17 protein-coding genes, 2 tRNA genes and 1 pseudogene are annotated in these 19,556 nt (G+C 61.7%); 10 read left to right on the plus strand and 10 right to left on the minus strand.

What is annotated here, in order from left to right; genetic code table 11:
- The first annotated feature begins 28 nt into the window (after positions 1 to 28).
- Positions 29 to 655 carry a PqiC family protein gene (locus HLH36_RS17040; protein WP_246377001.1) on the plus strand — a complete coding sequence of 209 codons (627 nt, stop codon included), beginning with the start codon at positions 29 to 31 and terminating at the stop codon, positions 653 to 655.
- Positions 656 to 816: 161 nt separating this feature from the next.
- On the opposite strand, the gene nusG is transcribed toward HLH36_RS17040, so the two are convergent.
- The 3 genes from nusG to HLH36_RS17055 form a co-directional block, all read right to left on the minus strand.
- Entirely contained in the window at positions 817 to 1,347 is a 531-nt protein-coding gene (nusG, locus tag HLH36_RS17045) for a transcription termination/antitermination protein NusG (RefSeq protein ID WP_182968808.1), read from the minus strand.
- A 9-nt stretch (positions 1,348 to 1,356) separates the two neighbouring features.
- The gene (gene secE, locus HLH36_RS17050; RefSeq protein ID WP_182968817.1) at positions 1,357 to 1,551 is read right to left on the minus strand and encodes a preprotein translocase subunit SecE; all 195 of its coding nucleotides are present in this window, start codon (positions 1,549 to 1,551) and stop codon (positions 1,357 to 1,359) included.
- A 122-nt stretch (positions 1,552 to 1,673) separates the two neighbouring features.
- Positions 1,674 to 1,750: transfer RNA gene (locus HLH36_RS17055), tRNA-Trp, on the minus strand.
- Between the two features lie 217 nt (positions 1,751 to 1,967).
- Between HLH36_RS17055 and HLH36_RS17060 the strand changes: the two genes are divergently transcribed.
- A tRNA-Gly gene (locus tag HLH36_RS17060) sits at positions 1,968 to 2,041 on the plus strand.
- A gap of 19 nt (positions 2,042 to 2,060) precedes the next feature.
- A complete protein-coding gene (locus tag HLH36_RS17065) occupies positions 2,061 to 3,518 on the plus strand; it encodes an MFS transporter (protein ID WP_182987504.1) in 1,458 nt (485 codons plus the stop codon).
- Here the strand turns inward: HLH36_RS17065 and HLH36_RS17070 are convergent.
- Entirely contained in the window at positions 3,485 to 4,270 is a 786-nt protein-coding gene (locus HLH36_RS17070) for an SDR family oxidoreductase (protein WP_182987505.1), read from the minus strand. The genes HLH36_RS17065 and HLH36_RS17070 overlap by 34 nt on opposite strands.
- 143 nt (positions 4,271 to 4,413) lie before the next feature.
- Between HLH36_RS17070 and HLH36_RS17075 the strand changes: the two genes are divergently transcribed.
- The 6 genes from HLH36_RS17075 to atpC all read left to right on the plus strand — a co-directional run bounded on the left by HLH36_RS17075 (position 4,414) and on the right by atpC (position 10,639).
- Positions 4,414 to 5,538, plus strand: coding sequence for a LacI family DNA-binding transcriptional regulator (locus HLH36_RS17075; RefSeq protein ID WP_182987506.1), 1,125 nt, complete (start codon positions 4,414 to 4,416; stop codon positions 5,536 to 5,538).
- Positions 5,539 to 5,639: 101 nt separating this feature from the next.
- Complete coding sequence (atpH, locus tag HLH36_RS17080; RefSeq protein ID WP_182987507.1) at positions 5,640 to 6,236, plus strand: ATP synthase F1 subunit delta; 597 nt, start codon at positions 5,640 to 5,642, stop codon at positions 6,234 to 6,236.
- Positions 6,236 to 7,774: a F0F1 ATP synthase subunit alpha gene (atpA, locus tag HLH36_RS17085; protein WP_182987508.1), complete on the plus strand. Its 1,539-nt coding sequence runs from the start codon at positions 6,236 to 6,238 to the stop codon at positions 7,772 to 7,774. Before atpH ends, atpA begins: the two co-directional genes overlap by 1 nt.
- A 16-nt stretch (positions 7,775 to 7,790) precedes the next feature.
- Positions 7,791 to 8,672, plus strand: coding sequence for a F0F1 ATP synthase subunit gamma (locus HLH36_RS17090; protein WP_182968803.1), 882 nt, complete (start codon positions 7,791 to 7,793; stop codon positions 8,670 to 8,672).
- Between the two features lie 37 nt (positions 8,673 to 8,709).
- Positions 8,710 to 10,185, plus strand: a complete 1,476-nt coding sequence (gene atpD / locus HLH36_RS17095) for a F0F1 ATP synthase subunit beta (RefSeq protein WP_182968802.1) — start codon at positions 8,710 to 8,712, stop codon at positions 10,183 to 10,185.
- A gap of 31 nt (positions 10,186 to 10,216) precedes the next feature.
- On the plus strand, positions 10,217 to 10,639 hold the full coding sequence (gene atpC, locus HLH36_RS17100; protein WP_182987509.1) for an ATP synthase F1 subunit epsilon: 423 nt from the start codon (positions 10,217 to 10,219) through the stop codon (positions 10,637 to 10,639).
- A 276-nt stretch (positions 10,640 to 10,915) separates the two neighbouring features.
- Here atpC and HLH36_RS17105 read toward each other — a convergent pair whose 3' ends face one another.
- The 6 genes and pseudogenes from HLH36_RS17105 to HLH36_RS17130 form a co-directional block, all read right to left on the minus strand.
- Positions 10,916 to 13,231 (minus strand): TonB-dependent receptor, encoded by a 2,316-nt coding sequence (locus HLH36_RS17105; protein WP_182987510.1) that lies wholly within the window; start codon positions 13,229 to 13,231, stop codon positions 10,916 to 10,918.
- A gap of 20 nt (positions 13,232 to 13,251) precedes the next feature.
- A complete protein-coding gene (locus tag HLH36_RS17110) occupies positions 13,252 to 14,199 on the minus strand; it encodes a hypothetical protein (protein ID WP_182987511.1) in 948 nt (315 codons plus the stop codon).
- 812 nt (positions 14,200 to 15,011) lie between these two features.
- Positions 15,012 to 15,281 (minus strand): ribbon-helix-helix domain-containing protein, encoded by a 270-nt coding sequence (locus HLH36_RS17115; RefSeq protein ID WP_182987512.1) that lies wholly within the window; start codon positions 15,279 to 15,281, stop codon positions 15,012 to 15,014.
- Between the two features lie 58 nt (positions 15,282 to 15,339).
- Positions 15,340 to 16,140 carry a hypothetical protein gene (locus HLH36_RS17120; RefSeq protein ID WP_182987513.1) on the minus strand — a complete coding sequence of 267 codons (801 nt, stop codon included), beginning with the start codon at positions 16,138 to 16,140 and terminating at the stop codon, positions 15,340 to 15,342.
- 29 nt (positions 16,141 to 16,169) lie between these two features.
- The gene (locus HLH36_RS17125; RefSeq protein WP_182987514.1) at positions 16,170 to 16,916 is read right to left on the minus strand and encodes a hypothetical protein; all 747 of its coding nucleotides are present in this window, start codon (positions 16,914 to 16,916) and stop codon (positions 16,170 to 16,172) included.
- 423 nt (positions 16,917 to 17,339) lie between these two features.
- A pseudogene (locus HLH36_RS17130) lies at positions 17,340 to 17,642 on the minus strand (transposase); the annotation flags it as partial.
- Here HLH36_RS17130 and HLH36_RS17135 point away from each other — a divergent pair.
- A complete protein-coding gene (locus HLH36_RS17135) occupies positions 17,559 to 19,496 on the plus strand; it encodes an ABC transporter transmembrane domain-containing protein (protein WP_182987515.1) in 1,938 nt (645 codons plus the stop codon). The pseudogene HLH36_RS17130 and the gene HLH36_RS17135 sit on opposite strands and share 84 nt — an antisense overlap.
- Positions 19,497 to 19,556 lie beyond the last annotated feature (60 nt).

A 19,556-nucleotide genomic window follows, 5' to 3' on the forward strand; every position in this document is an offset into this window, starting at 1 on the left:
TATGAGACTGCCAGGGCCTCTATCCTCCTTGCATCCATCCCGCCCGTTTGCCTCGCGCCGGGCGGTTCTGCGGGGGGCGGGCGGTCTGCTTGCCGTTGCCGCCGCCGGCCCGCTGGCCGCGTGTTCGTCGGACCCGAATGTCTATACGCTCGTGCCATGGCCCGGCGCCGCACAGGCGGGCGGGCCGGCGGTGATCGAGGTGCGGACGCCTTCGGTGGCGATGGCGCTGGATCGTGAGCGCATCGTGCGCAGCGAAGGCGATTACCGCCTGCTGACCGCCAGCGGCGATGCCTGGGGCGAGTCGCTGCCCGGCATGATCGGCCATGTGCTGACGGCGGACCTGCAGCAGCGCCTGCCGGGCAGCACCATCTTTGCCCAGAACGATGCGGTGGCGACGACGGCGCTGGCCGCCGTCGAACTGACGGTGACGCGCTTTTCGCGCGATGCCGGCGGGCAGGCGGTGCTGGGGGGTAGCCTGGCCGTCCACTGGATCGGGCATGATGGCGGGGCGTCGGAGGTGCTGGCGTTGAACCTGCCGGTCAGCGGTTCGGGCACGGGTGGGCTGGTGGCGGCGCTGAGTGCGCTGCTGGGGCAAGTGGCGGATCGTGCGGCGGCGCATCTGCGGGTGTTGGGGCCTGTTGCGCCGCCCGTCTGATGCTTAACCAGGGCTCTGCCCTGGACCCGGCAGGGCCTGAGGCCCTGCACCCCAATCATTTGATAACGAATGGGTTTTTAAAGGGCCTTGCCCTTTGCGAGGGATGAAACGAAAAAGGGGCGCCGCAAGGCGCCCCTTTTTGTATCCGAATGGTCGGACTCTTAGAGCTTTTCGACCTGGCTGTATTCGAGGTCGACCGGGGTGGAGCGGCCGAAGATCGAGACGCTGACCTTGAGGCGCGCCTTTTCCTCGTCCACTTCCTCGATCGTGCCGTTGAACGACGTGAACGGGCCGTCGGACACGCGCACCTGCTCGCCGATCTCGAAGGTGACGGAGGGGCGGGGACGTTCCACGCCTTCCTGCGCCTGCTTCATGATCCGCTCGGCCTCGGCCGCGGTGATCGGCGAGGGACGCGTCTTGGTGCCCAGGAAGCCGGTGACCTTGGGCGTGTCCTTGACCAGATGCCAGGCCTCGTCGGTCAGTTCCATGTTGACCAGCACATAGCCGGGGAAGAACTTCCGCTCGGCATTGACCTTCTGGCCGCGGCGGACCTCGACCACCTCTTCGGAGGGGACCAGGATGTCACCAAAATGGTCGGACAGGCCCTTCTGGGCCGCCTGCTCGGTGATGTGCTGGGCGATCTTCTTCTCGAAGCCCGAATAGACGTGAACGACGTACCAACGTTTCGCCATGGTCGTTCCTCAGCCTCCAAGCCCAAAAAGTTCACGTACGCCCAGGCCGATGATCTGGTCGACGACAAAGAAGAAAACCGATGTCATGGTGGCCATTGCCAGCACGGCTCCTGTCGTCACCAGTGTGGCGCGACGCGTGGGCCATGTGACCTTGGTCGCCTCGGTACGGACATCTTGCACAAATTTCGCGGGACTGACCGACACGAAACACCCTTCTCGAACCGCCACGCCACCGTCCGGACCGCGGACGAGGCCGGATATCAACCAATACTGCATGTCGGGGGCACCGTCACGGTCCGGGCGGGAGAAATCCCGACCGGGGCGAGTGGCAGGGGTGGAGGGTCTCGAACCCCCAACCTCCGGTTTTGGAGACCGGCGCTCTAGCCAATTGAGCTACACCCCTGCAAGCCGCCTGCGGCGCCGACCAACGGAATAGCGGAAAGCTGTTCCCCTGGCCACCCGTGCGAACCCGGCGCAGGCAGCGGAAAAAAGTATGCCCGGCGGGCAAAGTCAAGAGGGAGAGTGCGATTCGTTCTTCCGGCCGGCGCGTATCGCCCGTCGCCGATGGCCGAGAGGGCTTGCCGGAGGGGCGGGTTCGGCGGTAAGGAGAAACCATATGGGCGGGCGTAGCATAGTGGTAATGCAGTAGCCTTCCAAGCTTCTGAGGAGGGTTCGATTCCCTTCGCCCGCTCCATCCTCCCGATATCGCGCATATGAATCCATCATCTCCGGTCCGGCCGCGTCTGGTGCTGGCCACCTGCTGCCTCAGCCTGTTCCTGGTGATGATGGATGTGACCATCGTCAATGTGGCGCTGCCGGCGATTCGTGCCGCGCTGGGCGGTGGGCTGTCGATGCTGCAATGGGTGGTCGACGCCTATACGCTGGTGGTGGCGACGCTGCTGGTGCTGGCGGGATCGACCGCCGACCGGATCGGGCGGCGGCGGGTATTCGTTTGTGGAATCATCGTCTTCTGCCTGGGGTCCGCCTTGTGCGGGCTGGCGCCCGCTGGCTGGGCGCTGGTGCTGGCGCGCGGGTTCCAGGGGCTGGGCGGCGCGATGCTGAACCCGGTGGCGCTGTCGATCATCGCCAATGTCTTTGTCGAGCCTGCCTCGCGGGCGCGGGCGATCGGCGTGTGGGGCGCGATGTCGGGGCTGGCGCTGGCGTTGGGGCCGCTGGTCGGCGGCATTCTGACCACGCTGGTCGGCTGGCGGGCGGTGTTCTGGGTCAATCTGCCGGTCGGGGCGCTGGCGCTGGGGCTCAGCCTGCGTTTCATCCCCGAATCGCGTGCGGTGCATGTGCGGCCGATCGACCGGGCGGGACAGGCGCTGGTGGCGCTGATCCTGGCCGCGGCCACCGCCGCGCTGATCGAGGCCCGGGATTATGGCTGGCACGCGCCGGCGATCCGGGCCGGGCTGGCGGTCGCGGCGGTGGGGCTGGTGGTACTGTATCGGGTGGAGCGGCGGAGTCGCCACCCGTTGCTCGACCTGCGGTTCTTTCGGGCGCTGCCGTTTTCCGGCGCGATCGTGATTGCGGTCTGTGCCTTTGCGATCTTCAGTTCGTTCCTGTTCCTCAACACGCTGTATTTGCAGGAAGCGCGGGGCCTGTCGGCCATGCAGGCAGGGTTGTTCACCCTGCCGTTCGCGTTGGGGGTGGTGGTCTGCGCGCCGCTGTCGGGGCGGCTGGTCGGGGCGCGTGGGGCGCGGCTGCCGTTGCTGCTGTCGGCGTGCGGGCTGGGGAGTGGCGCGCTGCTGCTGACGGGGCTGACGGCGGCGACGCCGCCGGCCTTGCTGCTGTTGGCCTATAGCCTGTGCGGTTGCGGATTTGGCTTGTGCAATGCGCCGATCACCAACAGTGCCGTTTCGGGGATGCCGCGCGATCAGGCGGGGCTGGCGGCGGCCTTGGCCTCGACCAGCCGGCAGATCGGGGCGCTGCTGGGGGTGGCGCTATCGGGGACGATGATGGGGGCCCATGCCGTAGGGGGCGGGGCCGCGCTGGCGCAGGCCACGCACCGGGTCTGGTGGTTGCTGGTAGGGTTGTCGGGGGTGGTGGCGGGGCTGGGCCTTGTTTCGACCGGGGAGCGGGCGCGGGCCAGCGCGCGGGTGGCGCGCGGGCTGTTCGACGATGCGCCCATCGGTGGTTACAGGACCGACAGCACCCCGCCATCGACATAGAGCGTCTGGCCGTTGACGAAGGATGAGGCGTCCGACGCCAGGAACACGGCCGCACCCTGCAGTTCCTCGACCTTGCCCCAGCGGCCGGCCGGTGTGCGCTTCGTCAGCCAGGCGTTGAAATCCGGGTCCGCGACCAGGGCGCGGTTCAGGGGCGTTTCGAAATAGCCGGGGCCGATGGCGTTGATCTGCAGCCCGTGCCGCGCCCAGTCGGCGCACATGCCGCGCGTCAGGTTCTTCACCGCGCCCTTGGTCGCCGTGTAGGGCGCGATGCCGGGGCGGGCCAGTTCGCACTGCACGCTGCCGATATTGATGATCTTGCCCATGCCGCGCGGGATCATGTGGCGGGCGACCGCCGTGCCGACGAAGAACACGCTGTCGAGGTTGGTGCGGAGGATCTCGGCCCAGTCCTCGGGCGGGAAGACGTCGAGCGGGGCGCGGCGCTGGATGCCGGCATTGTTGACCAGGATGCGGATCGGCCCGTCCTCGGCCTCGATGGTGCTGACGGCGGCTTCCACCGCCAGGCGGTCGGTCACGTCGAAGGAGCGGGTCAGGATGGTGCGGGTGGCGCCGGGCGGCGTGGCGTCGCGCAGGCGGGCGGCGGCTTCGTCCAGTCTTGCGGCGTCGCGGCCGTTGAGGATGACATGGGCGCCGGCATCGGCCAGGCCGGCGGCGATGGCAAGGCCGATTCCGCCGCTGGAGCCGGTGACGAGGGCCAACCGGCCGGTCAGGTCGAAGAGGGACGAAGCGGGCATGAATGTCTCCTTGGTCGTGCGCGGGCACATGGCGGGTTTGACGATAATGTCTGGCGTTGGCCGCCGGGCGAGGTGACTATAAGCGCGTCGCCAGCATGTTGGGTTGCGACGCAGGGGCATGGGCGGGGATGACGGGCAGGCGGATGACAGGCGGGGAAACGGCGGCTTCGGGTGCCGCGCGGCAGGCGACGGAGCCTGACGCCGCATCGGCGGTGGCGCGCGCGGGCGCGCGGCCGACCATCATCGATGTGTCCGCGCGGGCCGGCGTGTCGCGCATGACGGTGTCGCGCGCGCTGCGGGCGCCGCATCTGGTGCGCCCCGACACGCGCGAGGCGATTGCGCGGGCGATCGACGAGCTGGGCTATGTGCCCGATCGCGCGGCCGAGGCGCTGTCGACCCGGCGCAGCGGATTCGTCGGGCTGGTGGTGCCGACGCTGACCAACACGAATTTCGCCGATGCGGCGCGCGGCCTGACCGACATCATCCGCCGGCAGGGATATGAGTTGCTGATCGGGTATACCGACTATGACGAAAACGCAATGCTGACCCATGTGCGCGACATGCTGGGGCGGCGGGCCGAGGCGCTGGTACTGCCGGCGGGGCCGCGCGGGGCGGCATTGCGGACCCTGCTGGCGGGCGAGACGATTCCCATCGTGCAGATGGCCGGGTTGGCGCCCAGCCCGGTGAATTACATGGTCGGCTATTCGAACCACGAGGCCGGGCGGCTGGCCGCGCGGTACCTGATCGGGCTGGGGCACACCCGAATCGGGGTGCTGGCGGCCGAGGGCGACGGCCTGTCCTGCGACCATCGCGGCGGCAGGCGGCTGGAGGGGTTTGTGGAGGCGCTGCGCGAGGCCGGGCTGCGGGACGACCTGGTGCAGCGGATGGGCAAGCCGCCGGTCTCCTTCACCCAGGGGGCGCAGGCCATGGGGGCGCTGCTGGAGCGGGCGCCGGACCTGCATGCGGTCTTCGCGGTGTCGGACCTGGTCGGGGTCGGGGCGCTGATGGAGTGCCGGCGCCGGGGCGTGCGGGTGCCCGAGGATGTGTCGCTGATGGGGTTCGGCGGATTCGAGATCGGGCGTGAAGTGGTGCCGGCGCTGACCACGGTGGCGGTCGATTATCGCGCGATCGGCGAACGGACGGGGCGGGTGGTGCTGGACCTGCTGGCGGGCGTGCGCGACGTGCCGCCCGTCGTGGATCTGGGCGTGATGCTGACCGAGCGCGAAACGACTGCCTTCCGGCCCGCGTTGGGGCCGGTACCGGCCTGATGCGTATGTTGCGCGGGGCGGGTCAGCATGCTAGAGGCGCGCCATCGGCTCCGGCTTCGTTCCGGTGCCGTTGGCGCGCTGCAATGACCTAAGACACTGGGATGGAAAGACCGACCGTGGTTTCGGGTGGAACGACAACAATACCGATCGCCTCCGTTGCCAATGGCCTGCCCGGTCGTTACGCGACGGCCCTCTATGATTTCGCCGCCGAGCGCTGGCTGCTCGATGACGTGCTGGACCATGCGGCCTCGCTGCGGCGCCTGATCGCCGAAAGCGCCGAGCTGCGCAGCGTCCTGACGAATCGCACGCTGGATATCGCCGTGTCGACGCGTGCCGTGGACGCCGTGCTGGCGGCCCAGGGCTTCGGGTGGGTCATCCGCAATTTCGTGGGCGTCGTCGCCCGCAACCGCCGCCTGTCCCGTCTGGGGGAGATCCTGGATGCGGTGGCGGCCATCGCGGCGGCCCGTCGGGGCGAGGCCGTGGCCGAGATCGTGTCGGCCCAGCCCCTGACGGACCTGCAACGCATTCAGATTCAGGCCCGCCTCGCCGAGGCCGGCTATTCCAAGGTCAATATCCAGGAACGCGTTGACGCGGCCCTGCTGGGCGGTCTGGTCGTGCGCGTCGGCGCCCGGCTCTATGACACCAGCCTCAATTCCCGCCTGACCCGCCTGCACCACGCCATGAAGGGAGCCGCGTGATGGAAATCCGTCCCGCTGAGATTTCGGATATCCTCAAGCAGCAGATCGCCGCGTTCGACACGAGCGCCGAAGTTGCCGAGACCGGCACGATCCTGTCGGTCGGCGACGGCATCGCCCGCGTCTATGGTCTGCAGAACGTGCAGGCCGGCGAGATGGTCGAGTTCCCGGCCTCGGGCCAGCGCGGCATGGCGCTGAACCTTGAGAACGACAATGTCGGCGTCGTGATCTTCGGCGACGACTCCGCGATGCGCGAAGGCGACACCGTTGCCCGCACCGGCAAGGTGGTCGAGGTTCCGACCGGCAAGGCGCTGCTTGGCCGCGTGGTCGACGGTCTGGGCAACCCGATCGACGGCAAGGGCCCGCTGGTCGGCGACGTGACCATGAAGCGTGCCGACATCAAGGCGCCCGGCATCATGCCGCGCCAGTCGGTCGGCGAGCCGATGCAGACCGGCATCAAGGCGATCGACGCCCTGGTGCCGATCGGGCGCGGCCAGCGCGAGCTGATCATCGGCGACCGCCAGACCGGCAAGACCGCCATCCTGATCGACACCATCGTCGCGCAGAAGCCGGTCAACGCGCTGGGCGACGACAAGAAGTCGCTCTACTGCATCTATGTCGCGATCGGGCAGAAGCGTTCGACCGTGGCGCAACTGGTGCGCACGCTGGAAGAAGCCGGCGCGATGGAATATTCCATCGTCGTCGCCGCGACTGCGTCCGACCCGGCGCCGATGCAGTATCTGGCCCCGTACGCCGCCTGCGCGATGGGCGAGTATTTCCGCGATAACGGCATGCATGCGCTGATCGTCTATGACGATCTGTCGAAGCAGGCCGTGGCCTATCGCCAGATGTCGCTGCTGCTGCGCCGTCCGCCGGGCCGCGAAGCGTATCCCGGCGACGTGTTCTACCTGCATTCGCGCCTGCTGGAACGCGCCGCGAAGATGTCGGACGAATATGGCGCGGGTTCGCTGACGGCGCTGCCGGTCATCGAGACGCAGGCCGGCGACGTGGCGGCCTATATCCCGACCAACGTGATCTCGATCACCGACGGCCAGGTGTTCCTGGAGACCGACCTGTTCTATCGCGGCATCCGCCCGGCGGTGAACGTTGGCGGCTCGGTGTCGCGCGTCGGTTCGGCCGCGCAGATCAAGGCGATGAAGCAGGTTGCCGGCAAGATCAAGCTGGAGCTGGCGCAGTATCGCGAGATGGCTGCGTTCTCGCAGTTCGCCTCCGACCTCGACCCGGCCACGCAGAAGCAGCTTGCCCGTGGCGCGCGCCTGGTCGAGCTGCTGAAGCAGCCCGAGACCTCGCCGCTGCCGGTCGAGGAGCAGGTGTGCGTGCTGTTCGCCGGGACCCGTGGCTTCATCGACGCCGTGCCGGTGGACAAGGTGACCGCCTATGAGCGCCAGTTGCTGACCGAGCTGCATGCGGCCGGCAAGGACATCCTGGAGTCGATCCGCACCGAGCGGCAGATCACCAAGGACAACGAAGCCCGTCTGACCGACTTCCTGACCGGCTTCGGCCGTCAGTTCGCGGGCTGAGGGCGGACAGGCACCCATGGCATCCCTCAAGGACCTTCGCGCGCGGATCGGCAGCGTCAAATCGACGCGGAAGATCACCAGCGCCATGAAGATGGTGGCGGCGGCCAAGCTGCGCCGGGCCCAGACCCGCGCCGAAGCCGCCCGCCCCTATGCGGCCGCGATGCGCCGGATGCTGGCTGAACTGGGTGCCGGCACGCGGGGCCAGTCCGGCCTGCCGACGCTGCTGGCCGGCACGGGCAACGACCGCATCCACCTGCTGATCCCGCTGACCAGCGATCGCGGGCTGGCCGGCGGCTTCAACGCCAACATCAACCGCAAGACGCGTGACCTGATCCGCCAATTGCAGGCCGAGGGCAAGACCGTCCGCCTGCTGCCGGTGGGCCGCAAGGGCCACGATTACCTGATGCGCGAATTCTCCGACCTGATCGTGGACCATGTCCATGGTTCGGGCGGCAAGGAAATCCCGTTCTCGGCGGCCGCCGAGCTGGGCGAGCGGATTGCCGCGATGGCGGAGAAGGGCGAATTCGACGTCTGCACGGTGGTGTATAACCGCTTCCAGAACGTCATGTCGCAGACGCCCACCGAGATGCAGCTGATCCCGCTGGCGCTGCCGGCGAACGATACGGCGGCCTCGGCCGACGCGCCCGTGTATGAGTTCGAGCCGGGCGAGGAAGAGCTGCTGTCCAGCCTGCTGCCGCGCAACCTTCAGGTTCAGCTCTACGCGACGCTGCTGGAGAGTGCCGCGGGCGAACAGGGCGCGCGCATGACCGCGATGGACAATGCCACGCGCAATGCGGGCAAGGCCATCGACCGGCTGACCCTGACTTACAACCGTACCCGCCAGACCAACATCACCAACGAACTGATCGAGATCATCTCGGGCGCCCAGGCGCTCTGAGACACGATCCGCTTCCCTCGTCGCAGGAGCTGACCCCATGTCGGAAACCACAGTAAACGAGGCTCCTGCCGCCACGCAGGGCCAGTCCAGCAACATTGTCGGCCGCGTGACGCAGGTGCGCGGCGCCGTTGTGGACGTGCAGTTCGAAGGCACGCTGCCGCACATTCTCGATGCGCTGCATGTCACCTTCAACGGCCAGACGGTCGTGCTGGAAGTGGCGCAGGAGATCGGCGAGCATGAAGTGCGCTGCATCGCCATGGACTCGACCGACGGCCTGACCCGTGGCGCCGAGGTCGTGGCGACCGGCGAGCAGATCACGGTGCCGGTCGGTCCCGGCACGCTGGGCCGCATCCTGAACGTGATCGGCGAGCCGATCGACGAGCGTGGCCCGGTGGCTTCGACCAAGCGCTACCCGATCCACCGCAAGGCGCCGTCGTTCGAAGAGCAGGCGGCCGCGACCGAGATCCTGGTCACGGGCATCAAGGTCGTCGACCTGCTGTGCCCGTACCTGAAGGGCGGCAAGATCGGCCTGTTCGGCGGCGCCGGCGTGGGCAAGACCGTCATCATCCAGGAACTGATCAACAACATCGCCAAGGCGCATGGCGGCGTGTCGGTGTTTGCCGGCGTCGGCGAGCGTACCCGCGAGGGTAACGACCTGTATTACGAAATGCAGGATGCGGGCGTGATCAAGCTGGGCGAGAACACGACCGAAGGCTCCAAGGTGGCGCTGGTCTATGGCCAGATGAACGAGCCGCCGGGCGCGCGCGCGCGCATCGCGCTGTCGGGCCTGTCGCTGGCCGAGTATTTCCGTGACGAGGAAGGGCAGGACGTTCTGTTCTTCGTCGACAACATCTTCCGCTTCACGCAGGCGGGTGCCGAGGTTTCGGCGCTGCTGGGCCGTATCCCGTCGGCCGTGGGCTACCAGCCGACGCTGGCCACCGAGATGGGCGCCCTGCAGGAGCGCATCACCTCGACCAAGAAGGGCTCGATCACCTCGGTGCAGGCCGTCTACGTGCCGGCCGACGATCTGACCGATCCGGCGCCTGCGGCGACCTTCGCCCATCTGGATGCGACCACGGTGCTGAACCGCTCCATCGCGGAAATGGGCATCTATCCGGCCGTCGATCCGCTGGATTCGACCTCGCGCTCGCTCGACCCGAAGATCGTCGGCGAGGAGCATTACCAGGTGGCGCGCGACGTGCAGCGCATCCTGCAGACTTACAAGTCGCTGCAGGACATCATCGCCATCCTGGGCATGGACGAGCTGTCGGAAGACGACAAGCTGCTGGTGGCGCGTGCGCGCCGCATCCAGCGTTTCCTGTCGCAGCCGTTCCACGTGGCCGAAGTCTTCACCGGCGCACCGGGCAAGCTGGTCTCGCTGGAAGACACGGTGCGCTCGTTCAAGGCGATCGTGGCTGGTGAATACGACCATCTGCCCGAGGGCGCGTTCTACATGGTCGGTTCGATCGAAGAAGCGGTCGCGAAGGCCGAGAAGATGAAGGAATCGGCCTGAACGGCCGACTCCCGCGCAAGGAAGACAGCCCATGCCGATTGAGGTCGAGATCGTCAGCCCGGAGAAGGTTCTCTTCTCGCGCGCGGTCGAGATGGCGGTGATCCCGGGCCTGGAGGGCGATATCGCCGCCATGCCCGATCGCGCGCCGATGATGCTGCTGCTGCGCGGCGGTGTGGTCGAACTGTATGAGAACGGGGCGGTGACGGACCGGTTCTTCGTGGCCGGCGGGTTTGCCGACATGACGGCCACCCGCTGCACCATCCTGGCCGACCAGGCGATCGCGCTGGCCGACCTGTCGGTGGCCGATGCCCAGGCGCGGCTTGCCGGGCTGGAGGCCTCGTACGACGCCGCCGACAAGATGGACGTGCCGGCGCTGGACTTGCTGATGGCGAAGATGCAGTCCGCCCGGGCGGAGATCGAAGCCGCTGGTGGCGAGGCTGTGAAAGCCGCCTGAGTTTTCGTCAGCGGACTGGTTTCAGGCGGAACGCCCCCGGCTCCTTCGAGACGGGGGCGTTTTGTATTTTCCTTTCAAAAGAAAGAATTCGCTCTGGCCGGGCGCCTGGTGGCGCGGTGCCCGGAGCCCCCGGGCCTGTCGATCAGCGGCGGCGCTGGCGCGCGCGCGACGGCGGCCATCAAGCGATAGCCTTCACCACTGGTTTGCCGGTTGGTGGCGAGGAGCATGTCATAGGCTTGCAGGCGCACCGTGCGGCTAAGCGTTTTAACCGAGCGCCTAGAGAGGTATGCTCGTTCGAATGGCAACGATGCGCCCGGCAGGGTCAAGAAATGCCGGTTGATAAGCCTCGGGCGTGTGGCCCGCTGAATCTCGGACTTTCTGCTGTCTGTCGAATATATTCGACACCGATATCCAGACTCTGAGAGATTTTTTCTTTATTTTGAAGGTATAGGAAACGACAGCATCTGCTGTCCAGAAACCGGCATAGTGGACGGAATAGGGCTCCGAGGCCGCAATATCCTGAACGCGCGATCCGGAGCGCCACTCCGCAGATAGCTGGAGGTTGAATCGCCGCCAGGATGTCTCGGCTTCTCCATCCACCTTATGGCGTGGCGTACCGCGCACGCCGTCCAGGGGCGTTTTGAGTAAATCGACATTCGCCGTTCCTTGTGCCGGGCGGAGTTCGTCGTTCAATGCCCATTCATCGGACAGGCTGAAATCCCAATCCAGCCCGTGTTCGGATGTTTTTCCATGCGGGACGACCGTGCCCGATACATGCAGGTTCGGGTGCAAGGTGTTGGTCGTCTCCCCGGCTGCATTGAAAGGACGACTATCCATCATGGTCAGTTGCCCGGTCGCATCCCGCGTGAACCGATTGGGAAACAGGCGCTGGAATTGCGGATTCGGCGTTACGGCCGAGATAATGGGATTTGTGATCCTTGAGGATACATACTCCACTGTTGCGGCCAGGTTCGTAGTGCCGACCATCTTGTTGAAGCTGATGCGCGCCGTATTATTGGTCCGTGATGAAGAGTGGAGATTGGGGGTACCCCCTGATATCTCGGTGATCAGGGCATAGTTACCGGTAACGGCGTCCACGACCAAAGTTCCGGGGGGGTAGATGACAGGGGCATTGCTGCTGCCCAGGGTGGTCAGGGAGCCCGTCATGCTTCTGCCGAGACTAACCGCCAGTGCGTCGATCGGCTGCCACTGCCATGAGAAATCATAGCTCGGCAAGCTGCCGACATGCTGCGCTTGCTCATAGTCGCTGTTCAGAGACAGGGAAGTGGTACCGGGAATCTGGATTACAGGGAAATTCGGACTCGTCAGCGGAATCGCGACCCCGAAATGGGCGCGTGAGCGCATCTGTGCGTTACTTTGGTGATCGCTCTGGATGAAACTGTAGGTCGAATCGAGCCGCTGGAAGTTCGTACTCAAACGAGCGTTCGCACTCATGTCGCCGGCGGGCAATGAAAAGAGTGGCGTATTGACCGTCACAGCGGCCCCAAGATCCGTGTTGCCCATACCGACCAACAGGGGTGTGTAGGTCGAAGGAATCTGGCTCAGGCTGCCGCTCGGTAAGGCTGCTGTGATGGTCTTGCGGGAAATATGGCTATCGGTATCGCTGGATGAAAAGGCACCGGTCAGTTCCGCCGACCAGTTCAGGCGTTTGTGCATACCGGAAACAGTCAGACCAAGCCGGTATGAACGCGTGTGAGACTGGTCAATGATGCCATGGGTAGTGATGGAATGGTCCGCTTCTCCTGGCAGGAGTTCGTTCGAGACAGTGCCGCTTGTAAAGAAGCGGGTAAGCTGGCGGGATACGACCTCAGTAAGCGATCCCGAGCCATTCACACTGATCGACCCGATCGGGATGGCGAAACCCGGTATCAAAGCAAGCCTTCGATTGAATGGCGAGAGGGTCCGGTACGGGGTCAGCATCGCATCTTCACTGTCATCATCGAAGAGGTGGCGCCGATCTTGTCCATACAGGGCCTCGGTCTCCTGGCCGGACACCGCAGCGTTGAATCTCTTCTCGCCTCTGATGGTCACATATCTGAAGGCCGCATCTCCGCTATCGCCGCCGCCCTCCGTCGGTAGGTGGAGTTCTGGACTAGTGGTGAGCGATGAGAATTTCCTTTTCAGGACCAGGTTGAGGACCTTATTTTCCGGGCCGAAACCGTAACGACCGGCACTGGAATTGGGAAGAATTTCAAGCCCGGCCAGAGCCTCCGGTGGGATTTCCCGGAGATCGGATATATCGGCCAGGCGTCGCCCATTAACGATGATGGAGAAGGGACGGCCGCCATTCCTGCGCTCAAGACGGGTAATGACTTCCCCTATTGTCATCGCCGCCAAATTGTCGATGTTTTGCGTCGAATAACGATCAATCGCATCTTTCGTTTGCGTGGTTCGCCGTGCGGTTACGAGAACATTCGTCGATCGCGTCGTATTGTTTCCCGCACTGTCCGCGTATGATTTACCACCCATCAAAAGAACTATTACAAAAGCCATCATTGCTTTTGGCAACGATTGACTTATACTTTTATATGTCTCCCGCCTTTCTCGTTCGCGACAAGACCGAACTTTCATTCAGCCTCTCAAGGTGTTTTTTATACTTGTACAGTAGATGACTGATTCAGGATATCAGAAAGCGATGCGCCATCATTTATACCATTTATACTGTTCGTGTCGTTCTTTTTTTGTGTCTGGTCATTGCTATCTGATGACGTTATTTTGCCTTTTGAATCGGAAGAGCCGAACAGTTCATCCACGATTTCTTGGTCTAACTTTGCTCGCGCATTTTCAAAAGTAATCGGACTCTTCTTTTTATCCTCGGTCGAGGTATCCATAAACCATCCGGTATCCCCTCCCACAACGTGAGGTTTCGTCGGCGTCGGGGTCTTCCCGCCAGAAAAAGCACTCATTGGATCATATAGTCCACCGAACTCCTGGGTGCCTGCCTGTGCTTCCGCTCCCTGCTGATACGAGAAGGAATAGCTTGTCGTCGTGCTTCCATCGGCCGCTTGCGTCGTCGTTTCCTGAAGATTGATAGACAAACTATTCACGCCATAGGCGACACCGGCATTGGCATCATACAAAATATCGGACAGTGCTTTCTGATAGTCAGAAGCATTTCCTGGTATGTTATACATAGGCGTATTCAAGAATGTATTCATCAGAGAGCTATTTTTTATATCGTCAAAGAATTTTCCTTCGAGCATTTCAAATTTATACCCGTATGAAGAGACATCATATTGAGCTGGTCCAATCGTTTGGGTGTTCGACAACGATGACAGGGTGTAAGCTGCGCCAAAGGCTGCAATTTTTTCTTTGTCGCTGGATGCCGCACTGTTAATGACAGTCGCGGCTGCGGTATAGATTGCCGAAACGGCATCAAGTCCGCTGGTGCCGTCAGCGGCATCTAAATTGACCGCCTGCTGCGCCTCTTGTGATAGTACGACCGTATCACCGTCATCGCTGGCGGCAAGCGTGCTTATTGACGACGATTCCGCGTCGCTGGATGTGGTCGGGGTATCGTAAGCCGTGGGATCAGCCAAGAGCCTCGACCATGATCCGGACCATGAAATATTACTCGTAATCGTCGTCATTGTGATTCACCAAAATTTTTGTTCGTATGGTTATTATTTTCTGTATTCTACAAACCCTTTATCGAAAAATACTCGTAGAAACTATCGATAGCTGTTATCGGACCTGACGGTTCGGCGTAGCACGTCGGAATAGTCGTCGCTCCAGGCGGATAGAAGGGTGTCGCTGAATTATTTGGATAGTAATAATTATTGTTGGCTATGGTATATTGATAGATGAATACAACTTGAAAATTGCACCCGTAGCTCTGATTTGTACTTGAACGCACATTAACGGAAAGAGTAACATTCGTTTTTGTCGGGCCGGAGATGGATACCGCGTTCTGCGTTGATCCACTGTCTATTGTAACTGGTAGAGATGTCGTCAGCGAGAACGGGGACGTAACGGTAGCATCCCCGATCCCAATAATTTATGGGTGTCGAATCACCATTATAGATGTCGATTGTACCAACGGTCTGAGCGCTTGCAACGCCCATGAATGGCATGCCAATGGCTGCGATTGTGGCGAGTGCTGAAAAAAAATTCCGTTTGAACATTTTTCCTTGCCCTTTCGCCGAACCGGATGGTTATGGATGCTGGAATGACGCTATCGTTTTGCGCCGCCCATTCTAGCCCTATGCCCAAGCGGTTAACGAAAAGTTAAAATAGGGAATGTAATGAATTGGCCCCATTAAAACGATCTTATAATTTCTATGCGATATGTAGATAAAACGTGGTACTCATCTCTGGTTTTGTGTCTCTGGGTTAAAAACGACGCGATAGGTCATCGCGTCCTGGCGTGTTCGGCGGCGAGGCGCGCGCGGACCTGCTCAGCCGACACGGCCCACGTCGGATCGGCGACCAGGACATCGTAAGCTGGCCCGACCTGGCTTTGCAGCCAGCTTTCGACGGCCCCATCGCGCGCCATAAGGGCACGCAAGTCGTCGCGAATGACTTCGCTTTCGCTGGCATATTCGCCCGCCTTAGCCTCGGCCTTCACCGCGTCGGCCATGTTGTTTGGAGGCGTGATGCTCATTTGCTGTGTCGTGCGCATCGCGGTCTTCATTTCAATAGAATTAAATCCTATCACGAGCCCGGAAATCAATTCACGGTCAGGATACGGTTGGAAGGAGCTGATCGACGGTATCAAGGGCGTTCTGAGCGGTCTGGAGATTGCTGTCCGACATCACGTCCTGCTTTTTCAGGTGTTCCCTGCTCTCCCGGAGCAGTGCCTTCATCTGGCTGGACAGGGCGGTGACAGCCTGCTGGAACTCCGGGTTGCCGTCTGCCGACGCGCCGGACTGTCCGGCGGTCACGGCCTGTCTGGGCATGGGATCAGACCCATCCGCATCCTGCATCGCCCCCGTTGCCGCCCGCTGGACATCGAGATCCGTCCCGTCGGCCGTCGTGGCCTCACCGGCTCCCGATGGAGCCTGTGGGCCATCCTGTGGCGCGGCCAGCACCATGTTACCCACAGCCGCGCCCCTGGCGTTCGTGCCGCCACTTTGCACGTACTGCGCCACGGCGGCCGCGAGTTGGGTTGTAAGCTGCGCCACTTCCAGAGCGAGGGCTTTGGGTGAAAGCAGGGCTTTCATTTCCATGAGCAGTCGCATCTGGGCATTGAGCATGTTGACCCGTTCTTCCGCAGCCTCCTTGGCGAACTGCCGGCCGGATTGGATCATCTGATCCAGCCGGGTCACGGCTTCCTGTTGGGCGGACAGCGCGGCGCCGCTGTTGGGGGATGCTCCCTTCAGGAAATCGAGACCGGTCTGCGAAAGCGTCACCAAAACGGCTGACGTGTCCGTCTGGTCCACCTGACCGGTGGCGGTGGAGGACACCTTGCCGTTGGTCGCACTATCCGCCACAGACGAACGGTCGTTGCCGGTGTATGTGGTCGTAGCGGAGACGAACATCGTTTTGTGGTCCTGGCTGACGGATTGAATCAACTTTGGGAGAACCCCAATTCCTTGCGGGTCGTGGTCAGTGCCGCCTGGATCGCGGCTTCATGCCCCTTGGCCCATGTCTCGTTGAACAGATCGGTGACATTGAGAACAGATGGGTTACTGCTGACATGCGCTTTCTGGGCGTTCTTCATCAACTCACTCAGCATCCCGACGATGGACAGGTTACTGACGTATTTTGAATCGACAGGCTTGTTTGCCGCGCCCATCTCTTCTTCATAAGCAGTCTGCACGGAGGCACGATTGAAGGCCCATCCGATCGTCGATTTTTCGTAAGAACCGGCCTTGTCTAAATACATGCTCAAGTTCTCCGAACTAGCTATAGACGCATAGGTCACATTCGACCGGTTTGAAACCGTTGCATCACTTGAATCAATGGAATATCCTTGACCACTGGCAGGTGCAGGAGTGAATTTTGACTCAAGGTCCATTGGTCCGGAGTGATTGCCTGTAGCAAGCTGCTCCTGCTGAAGCATGATGTACTGCGCCATGCCCTGTTCTTTTGTAGAGAACAGACCACCTTGATTCGACGACACCGCGGCCAGAGCGGTTCTGTCCAGACCGGACATCAGCGTGTACCAGTCCGTTCCGTTCGCGCTATCGTAATTGAATGGCTTTCCGCTAGCGTCCATGGAGGCGTATTCCGCATCCATGCTGGCACGCGCAGCCTGTGCGATCCCTGAAGCGCTGAGTCCGGTCGAGATCGTTGTGGCCGCAGGATCAAGCACATTTTCACCGAAACTCGCGGACGTGCCCGCGCGCGTGGGAAAGAATTGCGCGTAATAGGCCGCTTGCGAATCCGTCGTTGTGCTGGATGTTGCGGCAAGGGCAGCCGTGGCAGCCGCAGAAAGGGTAATCGTATCTCCGCTGTGGGACGTGGATGAGCTTGAATAACCCGATGTTTTCGTTGCCGTATCGCCTAACTCTTGCGTCGAACCATCATTTTTTGACGCGGCAAGGTAAATAGCGGCTGATTGTACCGCGCTAGCCCATCTTATTCACGGCATTGAGTATTTTGCGTGGATTTTTCTGCTTTTGTGGTTTGTGCGCGCGGGATCGCACCGAGTTGAGGCGGCGTCATTTTGAAACGGTGGATGGTTGCGGCTGGGGTTGCGGGGACGGGGCGGGTTCGGGGGCGATAGCCCCGTCTGTCACGGGCCGGCAGCCTGCATTGAGATGGCGAGACTGCGGAAAAGCGCCGCTTCGGGACAGGCGGCGGCAAAGGCGATACGGACACGGGTCGCGGTTTCCAGGATGCGTCCTGCGATTTTCAGGAGACGATTTCGTAACGTGGTGAATTCGGCCGAGGCGAGCGGCTGTGGGGCTGGGATGGCGTCCCGCAGGGTGAGCATCAGCCAGTATGCGGCGGTGTGCAGGACCAGGCGAACCAGGTTGGCCAGTGGCGATCGACAGCTCGTGCGGTCGGATGCCAGTTGGCCCTTGTGAAGCTCGATCTGTCGTCGCTGACGAAGTTATCGCTGCCCTGCGTCCTGCATTGGGATTTCAACCATTTCGTGGTGCTGGTGAAAGCCGGCGAGAAAGAGATCCTGATCCACGACCCGGCACGGGGCGCGCGAAAGCTGACTCTGGACGAAGCGTCGCGGCATTTTACCGGTGTGGCCCTGGAACTGACCCCGGCCGCGACGTTCGAGAAGCGCGACGAACGCCGGTTGCTGAGCATCAGCGACATGTTCCGCCATATCTCGGGACTGAAGGGGGCGCTGCTGGCCCTGGGCGGCTTGTCCCTCGGTCTGGAAGTCATCGCCTTGGCCAATCCGATGCTGGCGCAGGTGATCATCGACGAGGTGCTGACGACGGGAGACCGTTCCCTGTTGTGGACGATCGCGGCCGGTCTGGTGCTTCTGGCGGCTCTGCAGGGGGTTATCGCGACCTTTCGGTCGTGGATGGTCATGCTGCTCTCCACGCGGATCTCCGTGCAGTGGAATGTCAGCCTGTTCTCCCATCTCATGGGCTTGCCGCAGGACTATTTCGCGAAGCGTGGAGCGGGGGACATCCTGTCGCGCTTTGGCAGCCTAGGGACGATCCAGCAGACCTTCACGACCGATTTGGTGCAGAGTGTGATGGATGGCCTGATGGCGATCGGCATGTTCGTGATGATCGTGATCTACGGGAAGTGGCTGGCGGCAATCGCTGTGGTGTCTTCCCTGCTCGATCTGATGGTGCGGATTGTCCTGTTCGCACCCTATCGGGAGATGTCCGAAGAGGCGCTGGTCCATGGGGCGGCTCAGCAGGGGTATTTTCTGGAAACATTGAGAGGAATGCGCAGCATCAAGCTGTTGTCCTTGGAAGGACGACGGAAGATCGCCTGGGGAAACAGGATGATCGACAGCATCAATGCGGGATTGAAGATCCAGCGATACGACCTGATTTTTGTGCGGGGGCAGGAAGCCCTGTTCGGGCTTGATCGTGTGCTGATGCTGGTCCTTGGGGCTAGGATGGTGATCTCGGCCGAGATGTCGGTTGGGATGCTGATGGCATTCTTGAGTTACAGGGATCAGTTTGCAAATCGCTTTGGCAGTGTGGTGACGGCTGGGTTCAAGATCCGGAATCTGAAAGTACAATGTGGCCGGCTTTCCGATATAGCTTTGGCTGAATCAGAAATAGCCGATTACACTATGCTGTCCGTCCCGCCACCGATCGACGTCAATCCTGACGTGCCTGTGATCGAATGCCGAAATATTGGGTATCGATACGGCAAAGAAGACGCCTGGGTATTTCGTGGAGTGAATCTGAAGGTGCCAACTGGGAAAAGCTTGACTATTACAGGGCCTTCCGGTTGTGGTAAGTCCACATTACTGGCGATCATGATGGGATTGATCCAGCCGGAAGAGGGGCAGGTGATGTGGAATGGTGTAGAGCTTGGACCGGCGAACCGGGAGGCGTATCGGTTGCAGATTGCTGGCGTGCTACAGGACGATATTCTGTTATCGGGGAGCATTGCCGAGAATATCGCAGGTTTTGATGAATCCATGGATATGGGTTGGGTTATGGATTGTGCAAGGAAAGCACAGGTTTTTGAAGATATCCAGAGAATGCCAATGGGGTTTGAAACCCTCATCAGCGAAATGGGGCATACGCTTTCTGGGGGGCAGCGTCAGCGTGTTATTTTAGCAAGAGCGCTTTATCGCAAGCCGAATATTTTATTTCTTGATGAAGTAACGAGTCATCTCGATATAAATATCGAAAGATCTGTTCATAAAATAATTAATGAATTGAAATCCACGCGCATAATGATAACGCATCGCATTGATGCGGAAAATAATAATGTTTATGAGATTAAATTATAATTTCTATGAATATTTTTAATATATATGATTTAAATTTGAATATTAATATAATAAAATCTG

Source organism: Gluconacetobacter aggeris (assembly GCF_014174395.1).
Lineage (GTDB): Bacteria > Pseudomonadota > Alphaproteobacteria > Acetobacterales > Acetobacteraceae > Gluconacetobacter > Gluconacetobacter aggeris.

Excerpts from the sequence above, each read along its gene's own strand:
- atpA (WP_182987508.1), top strand. The coding sequence starts at position 6,236 with ATGGAAATCCGTCCCGCTGAGATTTCGGATATCCTCAAGCAGCAGATC.
- HLH36_RS17075 (WP_182987506.1), top strand. The coding sequence starts at position 4,414 with ATGACAGGCGGGGAAACGGCGGCTTCGGGTGCCGCGCGGCAGGCGACG.
- nusG (WP_182968808.1), bottom strand. The coding sequence starts at position 1,347 with ATGGCGAAACGTTGGTACGTCGTTCACGTCTATTCGGGCTTCGAGAAG.
- atpH (WP_182987507.1), top strand. The coding sequence starts at position 5,640 with ATGGAAAGACCGACCGTGGTTTCGGGTGGAACGACAACAATACCGATC.
- HLH36_RS17070 (WP_182987505.1), bottom strand. The coding sequence starts at position 4,270 with ATGCCCGCTTCGTCCCTCTTCGACCTGACCGGCCGGTTGGCCCTCGTC.
- HLH36_RS17105 (WP_182987510.1), bottom strand. The coding sequence starts at position 13,231 with ATGAAAGTTCGGTCTTGTCGCGAACGAGAAAGGCGGGAGACATATAAA.
- HLH36_RS17065 (WP_182987504.1), top strand. The coding sequence starts at position 2,061 with ATGAATCCATCATCTCCGGTCCGGCCGCGTCTGGTGCTGGCCACCTGC.
- HLH36_RS17115 (WP_182987512.1), bottom strand. The coding sequence starts at position 15,281 with ATGCGCACGACACAGCAAATGAGCATCACGCCTCCAAACAACATGGCC.
- HLH36_RS17120 (WP_182987513.1), bottom strand. The coding sequence starts at position 16,140 with ATGTTCGTCTCCGCTACGACCACATACACCGGCAACGACCGTTCGTCT.
- atpC (WP_182987509.1), top strand. The coding sequence starts at position 10,217 with ATGCCGATTGAGGTCGAGATCGTCAGCCCGGAGAAGGTTCTCTTCTCG.
- HLH36_RS17090 (WP_182968803.1), top strand. The coding sequence starts at position 7,791 with ATGGCATCCCTCAAGGACCTTCGCGCGCGGATCGGCAGCGTCAAATCG.
- atpD (WP_182968802.1), top strand. The coding sequence starts at position 8,710 with ATGTCGGAAACCACAGTAAACGAGGCTCCTGCCGCCACGCAGGGCCAG.